Source organism: Methylobacterium sp. CM6257, assembly GCF_054611515.1.
In genome coordinates this window covers 4,462,516-4,480,337 of sequence record NZ_CM137735.1, presented here as the reverse complement: position 1 = coordinate 4,480,337, position 17,822 = coordinate 4,462,516, and the positions used below count along the sequence as shown (strand labels likewise).

16 protein-coding genes are annotated in these 17,822 nt (G+C 70.6%); 9 read left to right on the top strand and 7 right to left on the bottom strand.

Translation table 11 applies throughout. The features are described 5' to 3' along the window. Positions 1-237: 237 nt before the first annotated feature. Positions 238-1,128: a DUF6925 family protein gene (locus ACYCO6_RS21820; protein ID WP_459763219.1), complete on the bottom strand. Its 891-nt coding sequence runs from the start codon at positions 1,126-1,128 to the stop codon at positions 238-240. Positions 1,129-1,328: 200 nt separating this feature from the next. Here ACYCO6_RS21820 and rfbC point away from each other — a divergent pair, with 200 nt between their 5' ends. From rfbC to ACYCO6_RS21780, 8 genes are all read left to right on the top strand, one after another. Beyond that, entirely contained in the window at positions 1,329-1,880 is a 552-nt protein-coding gene (rfbC, locus tag ACYCO6_RS21815; RefSeq protein WP_459763217.1) for a dTDP-4-dehydrorhamnose 3,5-epimerase, read from the top strand. Positions 1,881-1,973: 93 nt separating this feature from the next. Next, positions 1,974-3,023 (top strand): dTDP-glucose 4,6-dehydratase, encoded by a 1,050-nt coding sequence (gene rfbB, locus ACYCO6_RS21810; RefSeq protein WP_459763215.1) that lies wholly within the window; start codon positions 1,974-1,976, stop codon positions 3,021-3,023. After that, positions 3,023-3,928, top strand: a complete 906-nt coding sequence (rfbD, locus tag ACYCO6_RS21805; RefSeq protein WP_459763213.1) for a dTDP-4-dehydrorhamnose reductase — start codon at positions 3,023-3,025, stop codon at positions 3,926-3,928. The genes rfbB and rfbD overlap by 1 nt, the downstream gene beginning before the upstream one ends. Continuing rightward, positions 3,925-4,824: a glucose-1-phosphate thymidylyltransferase RfbA gene (gene rfbA / locus ACYCO6_RS21800; protein WP_459763211.1), complete on the top strand. Its 900-nt coding sequence runs from the start codon at positions 3,925-3,927 to the stop codon at positions 4,822-4,824. The genes rfbD and rfbA overlap by 4 nt, the downstream gene beginning before the upstream one ends. Positions 4,825-5,264: 440 nt before the next feature. Next, complete coding sequence (locus ACYCO6_RS21795; protein ID WP_459763209.1) at positions 5,265-6,362, top strand: OpgC family protein; 1,098 nt, start codon at positions 5,265-5,267, stop codon at positions 6,360-6,362. Between the two features lie 53 nt (positions 6,363-6,415). Beyond that, the gene (locus tag ACYCO6_RS21790) at positions 6,416-7,213 is read left to right on the top strand and encodes an SGNH/GDSL hydrolase family protein (protein ID WP_459763207.1); all 798 of its coding nucleotides are present in this window, start codon (positions 6,416-6,418) and stop codon (positions 7,211-7,213) included. A gap of 81 nt (positions 7,214-7,294) precedes the next feature. Further along, positions 7,295-8,632: a lipopolysaccharide biosynthesis protein gene (locus ACYCO6_RS21785; protein WP_459763205.1), complete on the top strand. Its 1,338-nt coding sequence runs from the start codon at positions 7,295-7,297 to the stop codon at positions 8,630-8,632. Further along, entirely contained in the window at positions 8,632-9,774 is a 1,143-nt protein-coding gene (locus ACYCO6_RS21780; protein ID WP_459763203.1) for a GNAT family N-acetyltransferase, read from the top strand. The genes ACYCO6_RS21785 and ACYCO6_RS21780 overlap by 1 nt, the downstream gene beginning before the upstream one ends. Before the next feature lie 21 nt (positions 9,775-9,795). Here the strand turns inward: ACYCO6_RS21780 and ACYCO6_RS21775 are convergent, their stop codons facing one another. Then, positions 9,796-10,080 (bottom strand): hypothetical protein, encoded by a 285-nt coding sequence (locus ACYCO6_RS21775; RefSeq protein ID WP_459763201.1) that lies wholly within the window; start codon positions 10,078-10,080, stop codon positions 9,796-9,798. 174 nt (positions 10,081-10,254) lie between these two features. On the opposite strand from ACYCO6_RS21775, the gene ACYCO6_RS21770 reads away from it, so the two are divergent. Beyond that, complete coding sequence (locus ACYCO6_RS21770; protein WP_459763199.1) at positions 10,255-10,509, top strand: hypothetical protein; 255 nt, start codon at positions 10,255-10,257, stop codon at positions 10,507-10,509. A gap of 9 nt (positions 10,510-10,518) precedes the next feature. Here the strand turns inward: ACYCO6_RS21770 and ACYCO6_RS21765 are convergent, their stop codons facing one another. The 5 genes from ACYCO6_RS21765 to ACYCO6_RS21745 all read right to left on the bottom strand — a co-directional run bounded on the left by ACYCO6_RS21765 (position 10,519) and on the right by ACYCO6_RS21745 (position 17,792). After that, positions 10,519-12,867: a PAS domain-containing sensor histidine kinase gene (locus tag ACYCO6_RS21765; protein WP_459763197.1), complete on the bottom strand. Its 2,349-nt coding sequence runs from the start codon at positions 12,865-12,867 to the stop codon at positions 10,519-10,521. A 178-nt stretch (positions 12,868-13,045) separates the two neighbouring features. Then, positions 13,046-15,667 (bottom strand): aminopeptidase N, encoded by a 2,622-nt coding sequence (gene pepN / locus ACYCO6_RS21760; RefSeq protein ID WP_459763195.1) that lies wholly within the window; start codon positions 15,665-15,667, stop codon positions 13,046-13,048. Between the two features lie 109 nt (positions 15,668-15,776). Continuing rightward, on the bottom strand, positions 15,777-16,976 hold the full coding sequence (locus ACYCO6_RS21755) for an MFS transporter (protein ID WP_459763193.1): 1,200 nt from the start codon (positions 16,974-16,976) through the stop codon (positions 15,777-15,779). 23 nt (positions 16,977-16,999) lie between these two features. Beyond that, positions 17,000-17,425 (bottom strand): arsenate reductase (glutaredoxin), encoded by a 426-nt coding sequence (gene arsC, locus ACYCO6_RS21750; RefSeq protein ID WP_459773654.1) that lies wholly within the window; start codon positions 17,423-17,425, stop codon positions 17,000-17,002. Between the two features lie 7 nt (positions 17,426-17,432). Then, positions 17,433-17,792 carry an ArsR/SmtB family transcription factor gene (locus ACYCO6_RS21745; RefSeq protein WP_459763191.1) on the bottom strand — a complete coding sequence of 120 codons (360 nt, stop codon included), beginning with the start codon at positions 17,790-17,792 and terminating at the stop codon, positions 17,433-17,435. Between the last annotated feature and the right edge of the window lie 30 nt (positions 17,793-17,822).

Here is a 17,822-nt window from a genome sequence, read left to right as displayed (position 1 = left end):
CTGGGACCCGGCGGACGAGCCCCACTCCTCCTGGCCGGTCGCAAACCGGGAACCGTCGCGGGACCATTTCAACCCTGGAGCAGGGCGCTCGAGCTTGGACGAGCCAGCGCCGCCTGAGTTGAACCTGGCCGCAACGGTGCAGCGCGCCACAGGACGCGGCGAGGATCGGGATCTGGCCGGCCGATCCGGACCCGCGCCTGGCCGGCCTCACCGGCCGCCGCCACGGTGACGGCGCGTTCAGGCGCCCAAAGCCTGCCGCTGCGCCTGCGCGGCCCGGATCGCCGAACGCGTGAAACGCCCCTCGGCCAAAGCAGGACCGGGATCCTGGCCGGCCAGCACCGCGCGCCGCAGGGCGACGAGTCGCGGATCGCCCCAGGTCTCGAGGAGGCGCCCGAACGCGGCGTGACGCCCCGCATCGAACGGGATTGGCCGGCCCATCTCGTCCTTGCCGGGATGCGCCGGGTGCAGGCCCCCGCAGGGCACCCAGCCCCGCGGGATCGGCGCGGTAGCCGCATGGGTCCGCCGGAGCCGCAGGAGCTTCGGTAGGACATGGCTGTGCGGTCCCGGACCGACGGCGCCGCCAGCGGACGGGATCGGCGCGTAGACCTCGATTCGCCCGATGCGGGCGATGAACACCCGGTGCGGGCTCAACGACATCAGCATCGCGTTGATCGGGTGGCCGGAGGCGAGCAAGGGCCGGCCGATCTCGCCGCGGAGGCGCTCGATCAGGGCCGGATCCTGCACCCGCACACAGGCATCCACCGCTTCGAGGTCGAGGCCCAGATCGAACAGGATCGCGCCGCGATCCTGCGGCCGAGCGGCCGCGTCGTCCGGTCCCAACTCCGTCAGCACGCGACGCCGGCCCATCGCGCAGAGAGTGGCGGGCAGGCAGAGAGCGACGGCCTGGCTCCAGCCGCCCGTGAAGCCGGTCTCGTAGGCGAACGGCCTCAGGTCCATGGGTACGGTGAGCGCGACGGCGCCGCGGGCCGTGACGAGCCCGAGGCGGCCGTCATCGAGATCCCGCGCCGGCTCGCCGGGATCCCGGTAGAAGCCCGCGACCGCTCCGTAGCCGCCGAGGCTCCACCCACAGGCCGGATCGGCAAGGCAGGCTCGCAGCAGATCCGCCACGGTTTGCCTCGTTGCGCCCGTCATCGGCTCCTCTCAAGCCTCGCACCGCGGGCCTCACGCCTTGACACGGCGTACGAATGACCGGAAGTCGCGGGTCGATCATCGAGGTTGAATTCGGCGAGGCGGGCGCGGGGCTCCGTGCGACCGAGGCGGAGACGTCCGCTGGGCCTCGCGACGGGATCCGCGGGAAGGGCGCTGGCATGGACGTCATCGAGACCGAAATTCCGGACGTGAAGCGCGTCGTGCTGAAGCGTTTCGGCGACGCGCGGGGCTGGTTCTCCGAGACGTTCCGGGCCGACACCATGGCCCGGGGCGGCATCACCGCCGTCTTCGTCCAGGACAACCAGTCCTTCTCGGCCCCGCAGGGCACGATCCGCGGCTTGCACTTCCAGATCGCCCCCCGGGCGCAGGCCAAGCTGATCCGCGTGCTCCAGGGCGCGATCCTGGACGTCGCGGTCGATATCCGCAGCGACTCGCCGACCTACGGCAAGTTCGTGGCCGTGACGCTGGACGCCGAGAAGGGCGAGCAGCTCTTCATCCCGCACGGCTTCGCCCACGGGTTCTGCACCCTGACCCCCGACGTCATGGTCGCCTACAAGGTCGACGATTACTACAGCCCGGAGCACGACCGGGCGCTCGCCTGGAACGATCCCGAGATCGGGATCCCGTGGCCGGTCTCCGGCGAGGCGGCGATCCTGTCCGACAAGGACCGGCGCGCACCGAAGCTCGCGGATCTCGGCCGCGTCTTCTGAAGAGCGCGGACCGGCCGCAATTTTGTCACGACGGCCGGTCTTACGCTGCGCCGGCTTTCTCAGTTCTCGATTGATCCGAAGAGGTAATCCGCCATGCGCATCCTGGTGACCGGAGGCTGCGGCTTCATCGGCTCGGCGCTGGTGCTGCACCTCGTCAACGATCTCGGCCACGACGTCTGCACCCTCGACGCGATGACCTACGCGGCCAACCCGGTCTCGCTGGCGCCGCTCGCCGACAACCCGCGCCATCGGCTCATCGAGGCCGACATCTGCGACCGCGCCGCCGTGCAGAAGGCCTACGCGGACTTCAAGCCTCAGGCGGTGATGCATCTGGCCGCCGAGAGCCACGTCGACCGTTCGATCACCGATCCGGGCGCCTTCGTGCGCACCAACGTGATCGGCACGCAGACCATGCTGGACGGCGCCCGCGGCCATTACGAGGCCCTTCCGGAGGCCGAGAAGAAGACCTTCCGCTTCCTCCACGTCTCCACCGACGAGGTCTACGGCTCGCTGCCGCCGGGCGCGTTCTTCACCGAGGAGAGCCGCTACGACCCCCGCTCGCCCTACTCGGCCTCGAAGGCAGCCTCTGACCATCTGGCCCGCGCCTGGCACGAGACCTACGGCCTGCCGGTGCTGGTGACGAACTGCTCGAACAATTACGGGCCGCGCCACTTCCCCGAGAAGCTGATTCCGCTGATGATCCTCAACGCCCTGGAGGGCAAGAAGCTGCCGGTCTACGGCGACGGCCTGAATGAGCGCGACTGGATCCACGTGGAGGACCACGCCAAGGGTCTCGTGGCCGTGCTGGAGCGCGGCCGGGTCGGCCAGACCTACCTGCTCGGCGGCCGCGCGGTGCGCAACAACCTCGCGGTGGTCAAGGCGCTCTGCACGGCCTTCGACCGGCTGCGCCCGCAGAACGCCCCGCACGAACAGCTGATCAGCTTCGTGGCCGATCGCCCGGGCCATGACCGGCGCTACGCCATCGACTGCACCAAGGCTGAGACCGAGCTCGGCTGGCGCCCGCAGAAGACCTTCGAGCAGGCGCTCGAGGAGACGGTGGCGTGGTACCTGGACAATGAGAGCTGGTGGCGCCCGATCCGCGAGGGCCGGTACAAGGGTGAGCGCCTGGGGCTCAACGGCTGATGGACATCCTCGTCCTCGGCGGCGCCGGCCAGGTCGGCACCGAGTTGCAGGCTCTGTCCTGGCCGGCGGGCGTGTCGGTGCACGCGCCGAGCCGCGCAGACCTCGACATCACCGATGCGGACGCCGTCGGGGCGGCCATCGCCGCCCACGACTACCGGGCGGTGATCAACACCGCCGCCTACACGGCCGTCGACAAGGCCGAATCCGACATGGTCGCAGCGTGGCGCCTCAACGCGCTGGCCCCGGCGATCCTGGCGGCCGCGACCGCGGCCAAGTCAATCCCGCTCGTGCACGTGTCGACCGACTACGTGTTCGCCGGCACGAAGCCCGACGGAGCCTACGCGCCCGACGAGCCGATCGATCCCCAGAGCGTTTACGGGGCCAGCAAGGCCGCGGGCGAGTTGGCGGTGCGCACCGGCAACCCGCGCCACGCCATCGTGCGGACCGCCTGGGTGGTGAGCCCGCACCGGGGCAACTTCGTCAAGACGATGCTGCGGCTGGCCGGCGAGCGCGACGCCCTGACCGTGGTCAACGACCAGCACGGCTGCCCGACCTCGGCCGCCGATCTCGCCGCCGCGCTGGCGACGATCGCACAGCGCTTGGCCACCGACGCGACGGCGCCCACCGGCACGTTCCATTGCGTGAACGCGGGCGACACCACGTGGTGTGGGTTCGCCGAGGCGATCGTGGCGGGGGCCGCCCGGCGCGGCGGCCGCTCCGTGCCGGTCAAGGGTATCCCGACCTCCGCCTATCCGACACCGGCCCGGCGGCCGGCCAATTCGCGCCTGTCCACAGACAGCCTGATGCAGGGCTACGGCATCGCGCCGCGGCCCTGGGCGGCGGCGCTCGACGACATCCTGGACCGGCTCGTCGGGCCGGTTTCAGAGGGAGTTTCCAAGCCATGAAGGGCATCGTTCTGGCCGGCGGTTCCGGCACGCGCCTGCACCCGGCCACGCTGTCGATCAACAAGCAGCTCCTGCCGGTCTACGACAAGCCGATGATCTACTACCCGGTCTCGGTGCTGATGCTGGCGGGCATCCGCGAGATCCTGATCATCTCCTCACCGGAACACCTCGACAACTACAAACGGCTGTTCGGCACCGGTGAGCAGTTCGGTCTGAAGTTCTCCTACGCGCTGCAGCCGCGGCCGGAGGGTCTCGCGCAGGCCTTCATCATCGGCCAATCCTTCGTGGGCGACGACGACGTGGCGCTGATCCTCGGCGACAACCTGTTCTTCGGCGCCGGCATGGGCGAGCTGCTGGAGCGCGCGGCGGGGCGCAGGCAGGGCGCCACGGTGTTCGCCTATCACGTCGACAATCCGCAGGCCTACGGCGTCGTCAACCTCGACAAGTCGGGCCGCCCGACGAAGATCGTCGAGAAGCCGCAGAACCCGGAATCCACCTGGGCGGTGACCGGTCTTTACTTCTACGACAATCAGGTGCTCGACATCGCCGCCGACGTGAAGCCCTCGGCCCGCGGCGAACTCGAGATCACCAGCGTGAACGAGGCCTATCTCCAGCGCGGGCAGCTGCACGTGGAGCGCATGTCGCGGGGCTACGCGTGGCTCGACACCGGGACCCACGACAGCCTGCTGGAGGCGAGCGAGTTCGTCCGCACCCTCCAGCACCGCCAGGGTCTGCAGGTGGCCTGTCTGGAAGAGATCGCCTACCTCCAGGGCTTCATCAACCGCGACCAGCTTGTGGCCCGCGGCGAGATGTTCGCCAAGACCGCCTACGGCCAGAACCTGCTGCGGCTCGCGCGCGAGAGCGAGGACGAGCTGCGCCTGCGCCGGAGCAAGTAGCGCAGCGGCCGGTTCGCGGGCGCGCCTATCTCCGGCTGCATCCGATGCAGATCCCGCGCATGATCCGGTCGTTCTGCGCGTCCCGCCGGGTCAGCGTCCGGCAGTCGTCCGGAGTGGCGGCACCGGCCCCCGGCTCGGCGGCATGACACGCCCGACCGAGGAGGTGGTGGGCGCGGTCGCCGTCGAGCCCGGCCCACCATCGGTTCCAGTGGCGGCCTGCGCCGAAGCGGCGATGGATGCCAGGAGCGATCGAGAACGGCGAGGGTCGTGATCGTGCGTGGAGCTCCGTGCCGGGTCGTGACGCGAGCGTGACCTCCCGGTTCGACCGGTCGCACGATCTTCACCGTCCCCCGCTTTGCAGAGCCGATGCGGCGCCTTATCAGGGGCCGCGAACCCTCAGCCCTCGATCAGACAAGTCGAAACTCGGAGCCGCCGCGACGATGCGGGACCCCAACGCGATCGACTTCTGGCGCGGCTTCGCCCTGGTCACGATCTTCATCAACCACATCCCGGGCAACACTTTCGAGCGCTACACCTTCTCGCAATACGGCATCTCGGACGCGGCCGAGCTGTTCGTTTTCCTCGCGGGCTGGTCGATCGGCATCGCCACCCGCGGACGCGACGGTGTGCCGGAGCCCCCAGGCCGCAGCGTCGTGCGGCTGCTTGCCCGCACCGTCGAGGTCTACCGGGCCCAGCTCACGGTGATGCTGCTCGCGCTGGCGATCATCGCGGGCGCGGCGCTGCTGCTCGACAACCCGCTGATCCTCGAATGGCACAATGCCGGCGGCTTCTTCGCGGATCCGATCCAGTCGGTCTGCGGGATGGCCCTGCTGACCTACCAGCTCGGCTACTTCAACATCCTGCCCCTCTACGTGTTGCTGATCGGCATCGCGCCGGTCTTCGTGCTGGTCGGCCGGCTCAGCCTGGTCGCGGCCCTGGCCCTTTCCGGGAGCCTCTATCTCGCGAGCCTCGTGTTCGCGTGGAACCTGCCGTCCTGGCCCGGAGAGGGGGATTGGTTCTTCGACCCGCTGTGCTGGCAGGTGCTGCTGGTGCTCGGCTTCGTGCTCCAGGGCTGGAACCTGCGCACCGACACCCTGCGCCGCTGGTCGCGCCGGCTGTTTCCGGCGGGCGTGGTCATCGTCCTCGTCGGAATCGTGCTCGCCGTCACGGAGATCCGACCGGACCCGATGGTCGTGCCCGAGCCGCGTCTGCTCTTCACCTTCGAGAAAACCTATCTCACGCCGGCCCGACTACTCCATTTTCTGGGGGTATTGCTCGCCGTTGCGCCCGTTTACGCACTTCTATCCCCCCGAATCGGCCCTATCGTCGGCTATCTGAACAGGCTGGGTCGGAATTCCCTGGCTGTTTTCTCGATGGGTTCGATCCTGAGCCTGATCGGGCAGCTCGTGCGTTTCCAGACCGGCGGCGGCCTGCTGATCGACATGCTGGTCGCCGGCTCGGGCCTGGTCGGGCTGGGGTTTACCGCATGGTTCGTCGAGTGGCGCACCCGCAGCAAGTCTTCGCGACCCCGCACGTGAGCCCCGCGTGCCGTTCCGGGCCGCCCCCCTGCGGCCGCACCCGCGGTGCCGCGATGCGGCCCTTCCTGGCCCTGGCGGCTCTGATCCTGGCCGTCCTGGCGCCCCCGGCCGTGGCCGAGCAGCCGGCCGATCCCGGCGCGAGCGAGCCCGGCCTGTCGCAGGAGTGCCGTGTCCCGGGCGCGCAGCTCTACACCGCCGCCCAACTCGGCGCCGTCAAGGCGGCCCTGCTCGAGAACCGCCCCCTCAAGATCCTGGCGATCGGCGGCAGCGCGGCGCCGGGGGCCTCAGCGTCCTACCCGGCCAAGCTCGAGGCCGCCCTGGAGCACGCGCTGCCGAAGGTCGACGTGGTGATCGACCACCGCGGCCTGCCGGGCGAGATTGCCTCCGGCGCCGCCGAGCGCCTGCGGACCATGGTCACCGAGGCCGAGCCCGACTTGGTGGTCTGGCAGGTCGGCACCCATGACGCCATCGCCCGCGTGGATGCCGATGCCTTCGCGGACGCGCTCGGCGAAGCCGTGGCCTGGATCCGGTCGCACGGGATCGACGTCGTGCTGGTCGATCCGATCTACACGGCCAGCATGGCCGCCGATGTGGACTACAATCGGATCGTCGAGGCTGTTCGGACCGTCGCCACTCAGCAGGCGGTGCCCCTGGTGCGGCGCTACGAGGCGCTGCACTATCTGTCGAGCCGCAGCGACAAGGGCGAGGGGCATATGCTCGGTCGCCGGTTCCGGCTGAACGATCTGGGCCTGCGCTGCATGGCCGAGCACGTGGCCCTGACGATCGCCACCTCGCTGATGCGAACCGAGACGCCGAAGCCCCCAAGACCGATCCGACCGCCCCGGCCTTAACCGAGCCGCAACGCACACCGGGCTAGACCGGGCACTCGGAGGTCGGCCTTCCGCCGTCCCAGGTCTGGCGCGGAGCGCGTAGTGTCAGCCACGGCTCTCCCGGCCTTCGCGTTCAGCCGCCTGCGCGCCCTGCGGAACGGCCCACAACGGGCTGCCCTCACGGTCTTCGCGATCCGCGTCGGTTCAGCCGGCTTTGCATATGGCTCGCAGGTTCTGGCAGCGCGCCTGATGGGCTGGGAGGCCTATGGGATTTTCGCCTCCGTTTGGGTCTGGACCGCGATGCTCGGCCACACCCTGACGCTTGGCCTGTCCCAGGGCGCCTGCCGGTTCGTGCCGGGAAACCAAGCCCAGGGCGACCTCGACCTCGCCCGCGGCTACATCCGGGCTGGGGCGCTCGCGACCGGCGGCGCGGCGCTGGCCGTCGCCGGTCTCGGGGCCGCCCTCCTGAGCTTGGAGCCCGGATTGTTCGCGCCCGCCTACCGCATCCCGATCGCGGTTGCGATCTGCGTGATGCCGCTCTTCGCGCTGCAGGATTATCTGGAGGGCGTGGCCCGCAGTCAGAACTGGGTCGGCCTCGCCATCGCGCCGCCCTACCTCCTGCGTCAGACCCTGATGATGGCCTGCATGGTCGGGGCGGTCCTGATCGGAGCGCCACCGCGCGCCGAAGTGGCGATGGCCTGCATGCTGGCGGCAGCCGTAGTCGCGACGGCACTGCAGGCCGGCCTGCTCGTCATGCGGCTCCGGAACGACCTGCCGTCCGGACCGCATCGCTACCGATGGCGGATGTGGCTCGGAACGAGTCTGCCGATCGCCGCGATCGATCTGGCCAATGCCGGCTTCACCTTCGTGGACGTGATCGTGCTGGGCGTCCTGGTGAGCCCGGCCGAGGTCGGCCTCTACTTCGCGGCGACACGGATCCAGCAATTCGTGGTCTTCGTGCATTTCGCCGTCAGCGCCGTGACGCTCCAGCGCTACAGCGCGGCCCAGGCGCAGGCCAACCGCTTCCTGCTCGCCGAACTGGTCCGCCGCCAGGGCCGGATGACCGCGGCCGCGACGCTTGTGGTGGGCGGCGCGATCCTGGCCGCCAGCCCCCTGCTTCTGGCGATGTTCGGCCCGGGGCTCGGCGCGAGCGTGCCGATCCTCTGCATCCTGGTCGCCGGCAGCGTCGCGGCCAGCCTGTTCGGGCCGGGCGAGGACCTTCTCACCATGCTAGGGGGCGAGCGGCTCTGCGCCGGCATCACCGCGGGGAGCCTCGTCGCCGCCGCGGGCCTGTGTCTCGCACTGGTTCCGGCGCTGGGGACGCTCGGCGCGGCCCTGGCGGTGGCGCTCGCCACCGTCGGCCGGGCCGGTCTCCTGGCGCGTGCCGCAGGACGTGTCCACGGGCTTCGAACACCTGTCTGGTCGGCGGGAGCGGCCTGATGAGCCCGGCGCCGCTGGCTGCCCGCGGCCTCTCGGATTTTACGATCTCCCTCGACGGTGCGCCGGAGGCGACCGCGTGGGACGCGTTGTTCGCGGATGGCATCACGCCGCACCCGCATTTCTCCCGGCACGTGATCGAGGCGCACCGGGCCGCTGGCCTGCTGCCGGAGGCCCTGCGCTTCGTGACGATCCGGCGCGGGGATCGGCTCACCGCGCTGCTGCCCTACACCCTGAACCGCGACCTCACCGGTCTGGGCGGCCTGGTCGCCCGGCCGTTCCTCTCGCCCTTCGTGACCGCCGCCGCGCCCCTCGTCGCCGCTGAACCCGACCGCGCCGGCCACGCGCAGGCGCTGGTGACCGGCCTCGAAGCGGCCTCAGGCGGCCGGGCCTGGCGATGGCCGCTCCTGCCGACCGGGGAGGGCGCCGTGTCGGCCATGCTGGAGGCCATGCGGGCGCGCGGCTGGACGGTCGGCACGGTGGCGGCGTTCGACCGACCGGTGATGGACCGCCGCGCCGACCACGAGGCGTTTCTGGCCGGCCATCCGCACCGGTCGCGGTTCAAGGATCTGCGCCGCCGGGCGCGTCGGCTTGCGGACCTTGGCGCCGTCGCCCACGCGAGCGCCACGGAGGGCCCGGACCTCCAGCGCCTCCTCGCGGCCTTCCTCGACCTGGAGCGCGCCGGCTGGAAGGGCCAGGCCGGTACCGCCCTGGCCTGTCGGCCCGAGACCGCCGCGCTCGCCCGCGCCCTGTTCGCCGGATCAGATGGGCCGGTCGGCATCCGGGCGGACGCGCTGACCCTCGACGGACGCCCGATCGCGGTCAGCCTCGCCCTGCTCGGGGGCGGCATCGCGACCCTGCTGAAGACCGCCTACGACGAGGATCTGCGCAGCCATGCCCCCGGGCTGCTGCTGGAGGCCGAGATCGTGCGCGCCTGCCACGACACCCCCTTCGCCGACCGCCTCGATTCCGCGACGCTGGACGGTTCGGCCCTGGAGAGCCTCTACCGCGACCGGACCCCCGTGGCCGAGATCATCGCGGTCCCGCCGGGCATCCGCACCCTATCCCTGGAGCGGCGCGTGCGGCTCGCGCGGTTCGAGCGGGATGCGCGCATGGCCGCCAAACGAATCCTGCGGAGGCGTTGAAGCGAGGGCTCAGGGCCGCTTCTATCGAGCCCGATGCGGACCGTCGCCCTCGACCCGGTCGTACACGCCGTGGCCGGTTCGGGCCCGATAGGCGCGGCCGGCGATCGCGCCGGGCGTCGGCGGCGTCCCGGGCTGGGCGAAGCTCGTCTCGGGGCGATAGGCCGGCCCCCAACCGATCTCCTCGTCGCCCGCGGGGTCCTTGCCCGGGAAAGCGGTGACGTAGCCCGTGCTCTGCGCGAGTGCTGGGGCGGCGGCGAGCCCGAGCAGAGCCGCGAGGGTGAGGCGTAGCGTTGTCCTGTCGGGCATCGGTCGTATTCTCCGATCGTGATCCGCCGGGCGGACCGTATTCGGAGCAAACACCGGGCCCAGACGCGGGTTTTGAGGGCGCGCAGTCATGCCGCGGGGTGCGGCATCACACGGTCCGGAAACACCTGCCGGCCGGGCACGTGCGGACGGGGCATCCGCTCGGAGGCGCGAGCCATGGAAGACTGGAAGGCCGGGTTCCGGGCCGAATTGCGGGCCATCGAGATCGCCACCGGCGAAGCGGCCTCGGCGCAGCTGCCGGGCCTGCTGCGTCGCCTGCATCGGCATCAGGCAGGTCTCGGAGGCAATCCGGTTCTGTCGCTTTACCGGCGCTGGCGCATCCGGTGCCTCACCCGGAGAGTCGCGGATGCCCGCTGGCACGCGGAACAGGGGCGCCTCGCCCGCCTCGGCGGCCTCGAACCGCGCCCGTGACAGCTGCCCTCAGGCGGCGAACGACCGGGCGGCCGCCCGGCGGCCGGGGCGCTGTGCGCCCGACACGCGACCCGCCGCGGATTCCGACGCGAGCCGCGCCTCGGCCGGGGCGGGGAGGCGCACGAGGACGATGGTTCCGACCGACTCCTCCGAGCGGATCCGCAGGGAGCCGCCGTGCAGTTCGACCATCGAGCGCGTGATCGCGAGCCCCAGGCCCGACCCCTTGTGGCTCCGGGTCATCTGCGTCTCGACCTGCGTGAAGGGACGGCCAAGCCGGGCGAGGTCGGAGCGCGGGATGCCGATCCCGTCATCCTCGACGAACAGGTGCGTGCACCCGCCCGCGCGCCGGGCCCGGATCGCGACGCGGCCTCCGGCCGGGGTGAATTTCACGGCGTTCTGAACGAGGTTGACGAGGATCTGCTGCATCGCGCTGGGATCAGCCACGAGTTCGAGCCCCGGGGCGACGTCGACGCTGACGGTGATCGCCTTCTCGCGGGCGGCCGCCTCGACGGGTTGGAGGGCGGCCGCGATGACGGCCTCTGCGGCGATCGGGCGGGGATTCAGGCGCACCCGGCGCGCCTCGAGCCGGGCCATGTTGAGGATGTCGTCGATCATGGAGAGCAGGTGCGAGCCGCTCTCGCGGATGTCCCGGCAATACTCGGTGTAGCGGGGCGTGCCGAGCGGGCCGAGCACCGCGTTCTCCATGACGTCGGCGAAGCCGATGATCGCGTTGAGCGGCGTGCGCAACTCGTGGCTCATGTTGGCGAGAAATTCGGACTTGGCCTGGTTGGCCGCCTCGGCGGCAGCCTTCTGGTCGAGGTAGCGCTCGGCGAGGTCGGCGAGCTGCTGGGTCTGGAGTTCCAGGGTACGGCGGGAGCGCTTGAGGTCCTTCACGGTCTCAATCAGCTCGCGCTCCGAGGCCAGGAGCTGCTCCTGGTTGCGCTTGAGGCTGGTGATGTCGGTGCCGACCGAGACGTAGCCGCCGTCCTTGGTGCGGCGCTCGCTGATCTGCAGCCAGCGACCGTCCGCGAGTTCCGCTTCGAAGGTTCGGGCCGCCATGCCGGCCAGCGCCATACCGGCCTCCGGCGATTCCCGCCGGATCTGGGGCAGCACGCCCCGGCCCATCACATCCGTGTAGCTCCGGCCGGCCTGCGCATCCTCGGGGCTGAGGGCATGGAGGTGGCGGAATTTCGAGTTGCACAGGACCAGCCGATTGCCGGTATCCCAGAGGACGAAGGCCTCCGAGATCGCTTCGACGGCGTCGCGCAGGCGCATGTCGGCGGCCGCATTGGTCTCTTCCAGCGCCCGCTGCTCGCTGATGTCGGTGGCAATGCCGACGAGATGACGGCTCCCGTCAGAGGCGTCCGCCACGACTTCGGCCCGGGCCCGCAGCCAGACATAGGCCCCGTCGGCGCCCCGCATCCGGAAGGCGTGATCGATGCAGTCGTGGTTTGCCGCGAGCCCCCGGGCGAGGCTGTAGAGATCTCCGTCGTCGGGATGGACCAGGCCGTTGACGTCCCCGAAGGAGAGATACTCGTGCTGGCGCCGGTAGCCGAGCAGGCTGTACATCGAGTCGGACCAGTAGATCCGGCCCCGGGCGATGTCCCAGTCCCAGATGCCGCAGGCGCCCCGCCGCAAGGCCGTCTCCAGACGGCCGCGGATCTGTTCCCGGGCCCGGTCGGCGCGGGCCGCCTGCCGGGTCTGAAGCCCGTAGGCGACACCGACGCCGACGATGACGAGAATCGCGGCGGCGATCAGCACGATCTGGTCGCGGGTGCGGGTGCTCCAGCCGCGCAGCAACGGCTCCACGGGCTGGAGCACCGCCACCTGTCCGGTACCGTCGGGCAGGCTGTGCATGGCGGCCAGCACGCTCTCGCCCCCGGGAAGGTCGAGCGCCATGGCGCCGGCGCGCTCGCCGAGGCCGGAGAGCGGCTCGCTCTCGCCGAGCACCTGGGCCAGGGTCGTCAGGTCGGCCGGCAGGGGCGGGTGGGCGGCGGCGATGCGGGTATCGGAGCGGACCAGGAGCAGCCGTCGGCCCGGATGCCGGTGGCTTTCCGGCAGTAATGCGCGCAGATCCGCAGAGGCGATCTCCGCCGGAGCGAGGGCCCGGGCCGCCATCCAGGCGAAGCCCTCGACCTCGGCCTGGGCCCCGGCGAGGATCTCGGCCCGCTGACCACGGATGTGGAGGGCGGCGAGCCCGACCAGGCAGGCCAGGAACACGGCCAGGGTGCCCGGCACGGCGTAGCGCAGCAACCGCTCCGCCTGCCCGAGCCGTGGATCCCGGGCGCGCATCGGCCAGGACACCGTGAGACTCGATTCCGCACGCGCGGAGAAGGAAGCGGAAGCCGCCTCCGGCATGGCCGAACCTCACCCGTGGGAGCTGCGATCGGTTCGTGGCGTCCCGCGCCCCCGAATCTGAGTGAATACAATCACCTCAGAGGGCAGTTTGTCCACGGGTTTTTTACCATTTAACCTTGACGGGCCGCCAGTGTGGCAGCGCCGCCAGGGAATCAATTTCTACCGCAAGTTCAATATGTTAGCCGCCTCCAAGCGTGCGCGCCACGATGTCGGCGGTATCCCGCGACAGGCCCGGGATCGCCTTGATCTGATTAAGCATTTCGGCGGCTTTCTCCGCCCGCGCTTTTTCCAGCCGGCGCCAGGACCCGAAGGCCGTGAGCAGCCGCGCAGCAACCTGCGGGTTCGAAGAATCAAGCACCGCGACCGTGTCGGCCACCAAGTCGAACCCCTGTCCGTCCCGTCGCGCGAACTGCGTCGGGTTGCCGAAGGCGAAGCTCCCGATCAGCGCCCGGACCCGATTCGGATTGGTCATGGTGAAGGCCGGGTGCTCCTTGAGGCGGGCGATCCGCTCCAGCGTGCCGGGCTCGGGAATCTGGGCCTGGATCGCGAACCACTTGTCGAGAACCAACGGCTCGTCGGCGTAGCGCGCGGCGAAGTCCGCGAGCGCGGCCTCGCGGCTCGCCCCAGGTATCAGCGCGAGCGTGCCGAGGGCGGCGAGCCGATCGGTCATGTTGGTGGCGTTCGCAAAGCGCTCCGCGGCCCGTTGCGCGCCGGTCCCGGGATCGCCCGCAGCGATCAGGTCGAGGGCGGCGTTGCGCAGGGAGCGCCGTCCCGCCGAGGCCGCATCGGGGCTGTAGCCCGCGCCATCCGCCGGCGCGAGCGCTCCGTCGAGCCGTTCGAGGCGCGGTCGAAGGGCGCGCCCGAGGTAGGACCGCAGGTCGAAGCGGGCCCGGTGGATCGCGTCGGGATCGACGTCGGCCGGCACGGCATCGGCGGCCTCGCCCTCGCTCGGGAGAGCCAGGACCAGAGCCGCGAAGGCCGGGTCGGACAGGGCCTCGCCGTCGAGGAAGCGCCCGAGCGCTTCCGCGAAGGCCTCGGTCCGGGCTCGATCGGGGTCGAGGATGAGCCGCAGGGCGACATCCTGTGCTGCCTGCCAGCGGTTGAAAGGGTCGCTGTCATGGGCGAGCAGTCGCATGCGCTGCGCGTCGGTGAGCTCCAGCTCGAGCCGGACGGGCGCCGAGAAGTCCCGCAGCAGCGACGGGACCGGGTCCTCGGAGACGTTCTCGAAGACGATCTCGGCCTCCGGCCGGTCGAGGACGTAGACACCGTCCGTCACGGCCGGGCAGGTGGCGCCCGTGAGCGGCCCCGACGCACCAACAAGCCCGAGGGCCACCGGAATCACCAACGGCATCTCCTCCTGTCCCGCCTCGGCCGGCAGGCTCTGCGCGAGGCGCAGGACGCAGCGGGCGGCGGCCGGCTCGTACGCATAGGTGACGCTGAGACGGGGCGTGCCGGGCCGCTCGTACCAGCGGGCGAAGACCGTGAGATCGCGCCCGGTGACGGAGGTGAAGGCGGCCAGGAAATCCTCCACCGTGGCGGCGCGCCCGTCATTGTCGGCGAAGTAGCGGTCCATGCCGGCCCGAAACGCCTCTGCGCCGATCAGCGTGCGCAGCATCCGGACGATCTCGGCGCCCTTGTCGTAGACGGTCGCCGTGTAGAAGTTGTTGATCTCCGCGTAGGCCCTCGGCCGCACCGGGTGGCGCAGCGGCCCGGCATCCTCGGGGAACTGCCGCGCCCGGAGCGAGCGCACCTCGGCGATCCGGTGGACCGGCCGGGAGCGCATGTCGGAGGAGAATTCCTGGTCGCGGAAGACCGTCAATCCCTCCTTGAGGCAGAGCTGGAACCAGTCCCGGCAGGTGACCCGGTTGCCCGACCAGTTGTGGAAATACTCGTGGGCGATGATCGCCTCGATGGCCGCGTAATCCGCGTCGGTAGCGGTCTCGGGACTCGCCAGCACGTATTTGTCGTTAAAGATGTTGAGGCCCTTGTTCTCCATCGCGCCCATGTTGAAGTCGGACACGGCGACAACGTTGAACACGTCGAGGTCGTAGGGTCGGGCGAAGGCGGTCTCGTCCCAAGCCATGGAGCGGATCACGGCGTCCAGGGCGTAATCGGCGCGATCCTCCTTTCCGGGCTCCACGTAGACCGCACAGGTGACGGCGCGCCCCTCCATGGTGGTGAAGGGCGACTCGACCTTCCCGAGTTGCCCCCCAACCAGGGCGAACAGGTAGGCGGGCTTCGGGTGCGGATCGTGCCAGACGGCGAAATGCCGGTCCGTTCCCACGGGGCCGGACTCGACGAGGTTGCCGTTGCCGAGCAGCACCGGCGCCTCGGCGCGGTCCGCCTCGAGGCGCGTGGTGTAGACTGCCATGACGTCGGGGCGGTCGAGGAAGTAGGTGATCCGCCGGAAGCCATCGGCCTCGCACTGGGTGCAGTAGACGCCGTTCGACCTATAGAGGCCCATCAGCTTGGTGTTGGCCGTCGGGTCGACCTCGGTGACGAGGCGCAGGGTGAAGGGCTGCCGTGGCGGCTTCAGGAGCGTGAGACCCGAGGGCGCCGCCGTGTAGGCGTCGCCCGGCAGTGGAGCGCCGTCGAGGGCGACCGAGACCAGCCGCAGGTCGTCGCCGTCGAGGTTGAGCGGCGCGCCCGGTTCGCCCCCCGCGTTCGGACGCAGCGCCAGCGTCGCGTCGATCCGGGTCGCGTGCGGATCGAGGCGAATATCGAGATCGACGCGGTCGATCAGGTAGTCGCTCGGCCGGTATTCCTCGAGGCGGATCAGCGGCGGCGTCTCGGTGCGCATTCAGCTCCCTCCGGGTGCGGGTCTGGCCCGTTCTGGTCTCTCGGAGCCGCCGGTGCAACGCGGTTGACGGAACTGAGCCGAAAGCCGGACCAGGGGGCCGTCCGCTCGATCAGCCGGCTTTCCGTTTCTGCCGCCACAGGCCGCCGATCAGGCCGAGGTTGATCACGGCGAGCACCGCCAGAATGCCCCAGAGGGCGTCCGCGCCGGTCCATGTCAACAGGAAGGCCCCTAGAGGCGGGGCGGCGGCCTGGGCCATCAGGCCGGGCCGGGCCAGGCGTCCGATCAGCGCGGCGTAATGATCGGGGCCGAAAAGGGCCAGAGGCACCGTGCCACGGGCGATCGAGTAGATGCCGTTTCCCGCACCGTACAGGACCAGGGCGACGCCGATGCCCGGGAGACGGGCCGCCAGCAGCAACAGACCGAGCGCGACCAGGGCGAAGGCCGCGGTCAGCGTCCAGAGCGGGTGATGCCGTCCCCGTCCGGCCATCTCGATCAGGCGCGCGCCCACCTGTGACGGACCGATCAGTCCGCCATAGGCGACCGCAGAGGCGAGGGCGACGCCGCGGGCCTGCAGCAGCGTGATCAGGTGGACCGAGACCAGCGCCATGATGGTCCCACCGAGGACCAGCACGCCGGCCATCAGCAGGACGGCGCGGCGCTGCCACGGGGCCAGCGGCAACACCGCCTCCGTCTGGCCGCCCGCCGTGGCCACGAGGGGCGGAGCCGGCGGGATCATTCCGAGTACCAGGGGCAGGGTCAGCGCGAGGTGCAGGCCTGCATAGGCCAGGCACGTCCCACGCCAGCCGACCTGCGCAACCAGGATCGCCGAGAGCGGCCAGCAGACCGTGCTGGCGAAGCCACCCCAGAGCGTGAGGGCCGTGATCGCGGGCCGCGCCTCGGCACCGTAGAGGCGGCCGAGGGTGGCATAGGCGGGATCGTAGAGGCCGCAGCCCATGCCCAAACCCATCAGGAGCCAGCCGCCGAGGAACACCGGAAGGACCGGGGCGAGGCCCAGAACCGCGAGACCGGCCGCCAGCAGCAGGGCCGCGAGCGCCAGCACGGGCCGTCCGCCGCGGCGATGGATGGCCGCACCGACACGCGGCGAGGCGATCCCCGCGACGAGCAGCCCGAGGGACAGGCCGCCAACGATCCAGGGCAGCGGCCAGCCGGTATCCCGGGCGATCGGCTCCGCCAGCACGGCGGGCAGGTAGTAGGACGAGCCCCAGGCGAGGATCTGCACCACGCCGAGGGCGGAGATCACGGGCCAGCGGCGCGTCCGATGAAGCAAATCGGCGGCCGGCATGCGCATGCAGGCGTTCCGCGCCGGCGCCGCTACGCCGTGCCGACCCGGCGGCCGTGCTCGTCCACGACCCGCTCCCCGTCCTCCTTGACGAACTCGCCCTGCTGCACCGGCAGCAGGTCCAGCACGACCTCCGACGGCCGGCACAGGCGCACGCCCTTCGAGCTCACCACGATCGGACGGTTGAGCAGGACCGGGTGCGCCTCGATGGCATCGAGCAATTGGTCGTCGGTGAGCGCCGGATCGTCGAGGCCGAGTTCGGCGTAGGGCGTGCCCTTCTCGCGCAGCACGTCGCGTACCGAGATGCCGGCGCGCGCCACAAGCTGCCTCAGCAGCGCCCGTGTGGGCGGAGTCTTCAGGTACTCCACAATGTGCGGCTCGATGCCGGCGTTGCGGATCATAGCCAACGTGTTGCGCGACGTGCCGCAGGCCGGGTTGTGATAGATCACCACGTCCAGTGCGCGATCAGGCATGGTCCACCTCGCTTTCGGGTATGTAGGACGCCGACAGGGCGGCCAGCGCGGGGGCGCAGACCTCGGGATGCCCCTGGCAGCAATCCGTCATGAGGAATTCGACCACCCCGGACAGGACGGGGTAGGCGACGCTGTAGATCATCGACCGCCCCGCGCGGCGGGACCGGATCAGCCCGGCCTGCTGCAGCTCCTTGAGATGGAAGGAGATCGTCGAGGCGGACACGCCGATCGCACTGGCCAGCACCCCAGAGGCCAGGCCCTCGGGACCCGCCTTCACCAAGACCCGGAGCGCCCGCAGCCGATGCTCCTGGCCCAAGGCCGCGAAGGCCGCGAGGGCTTGAGGTTCATCCATTTTCATTTCAACATTCAAACCATCGTTTAA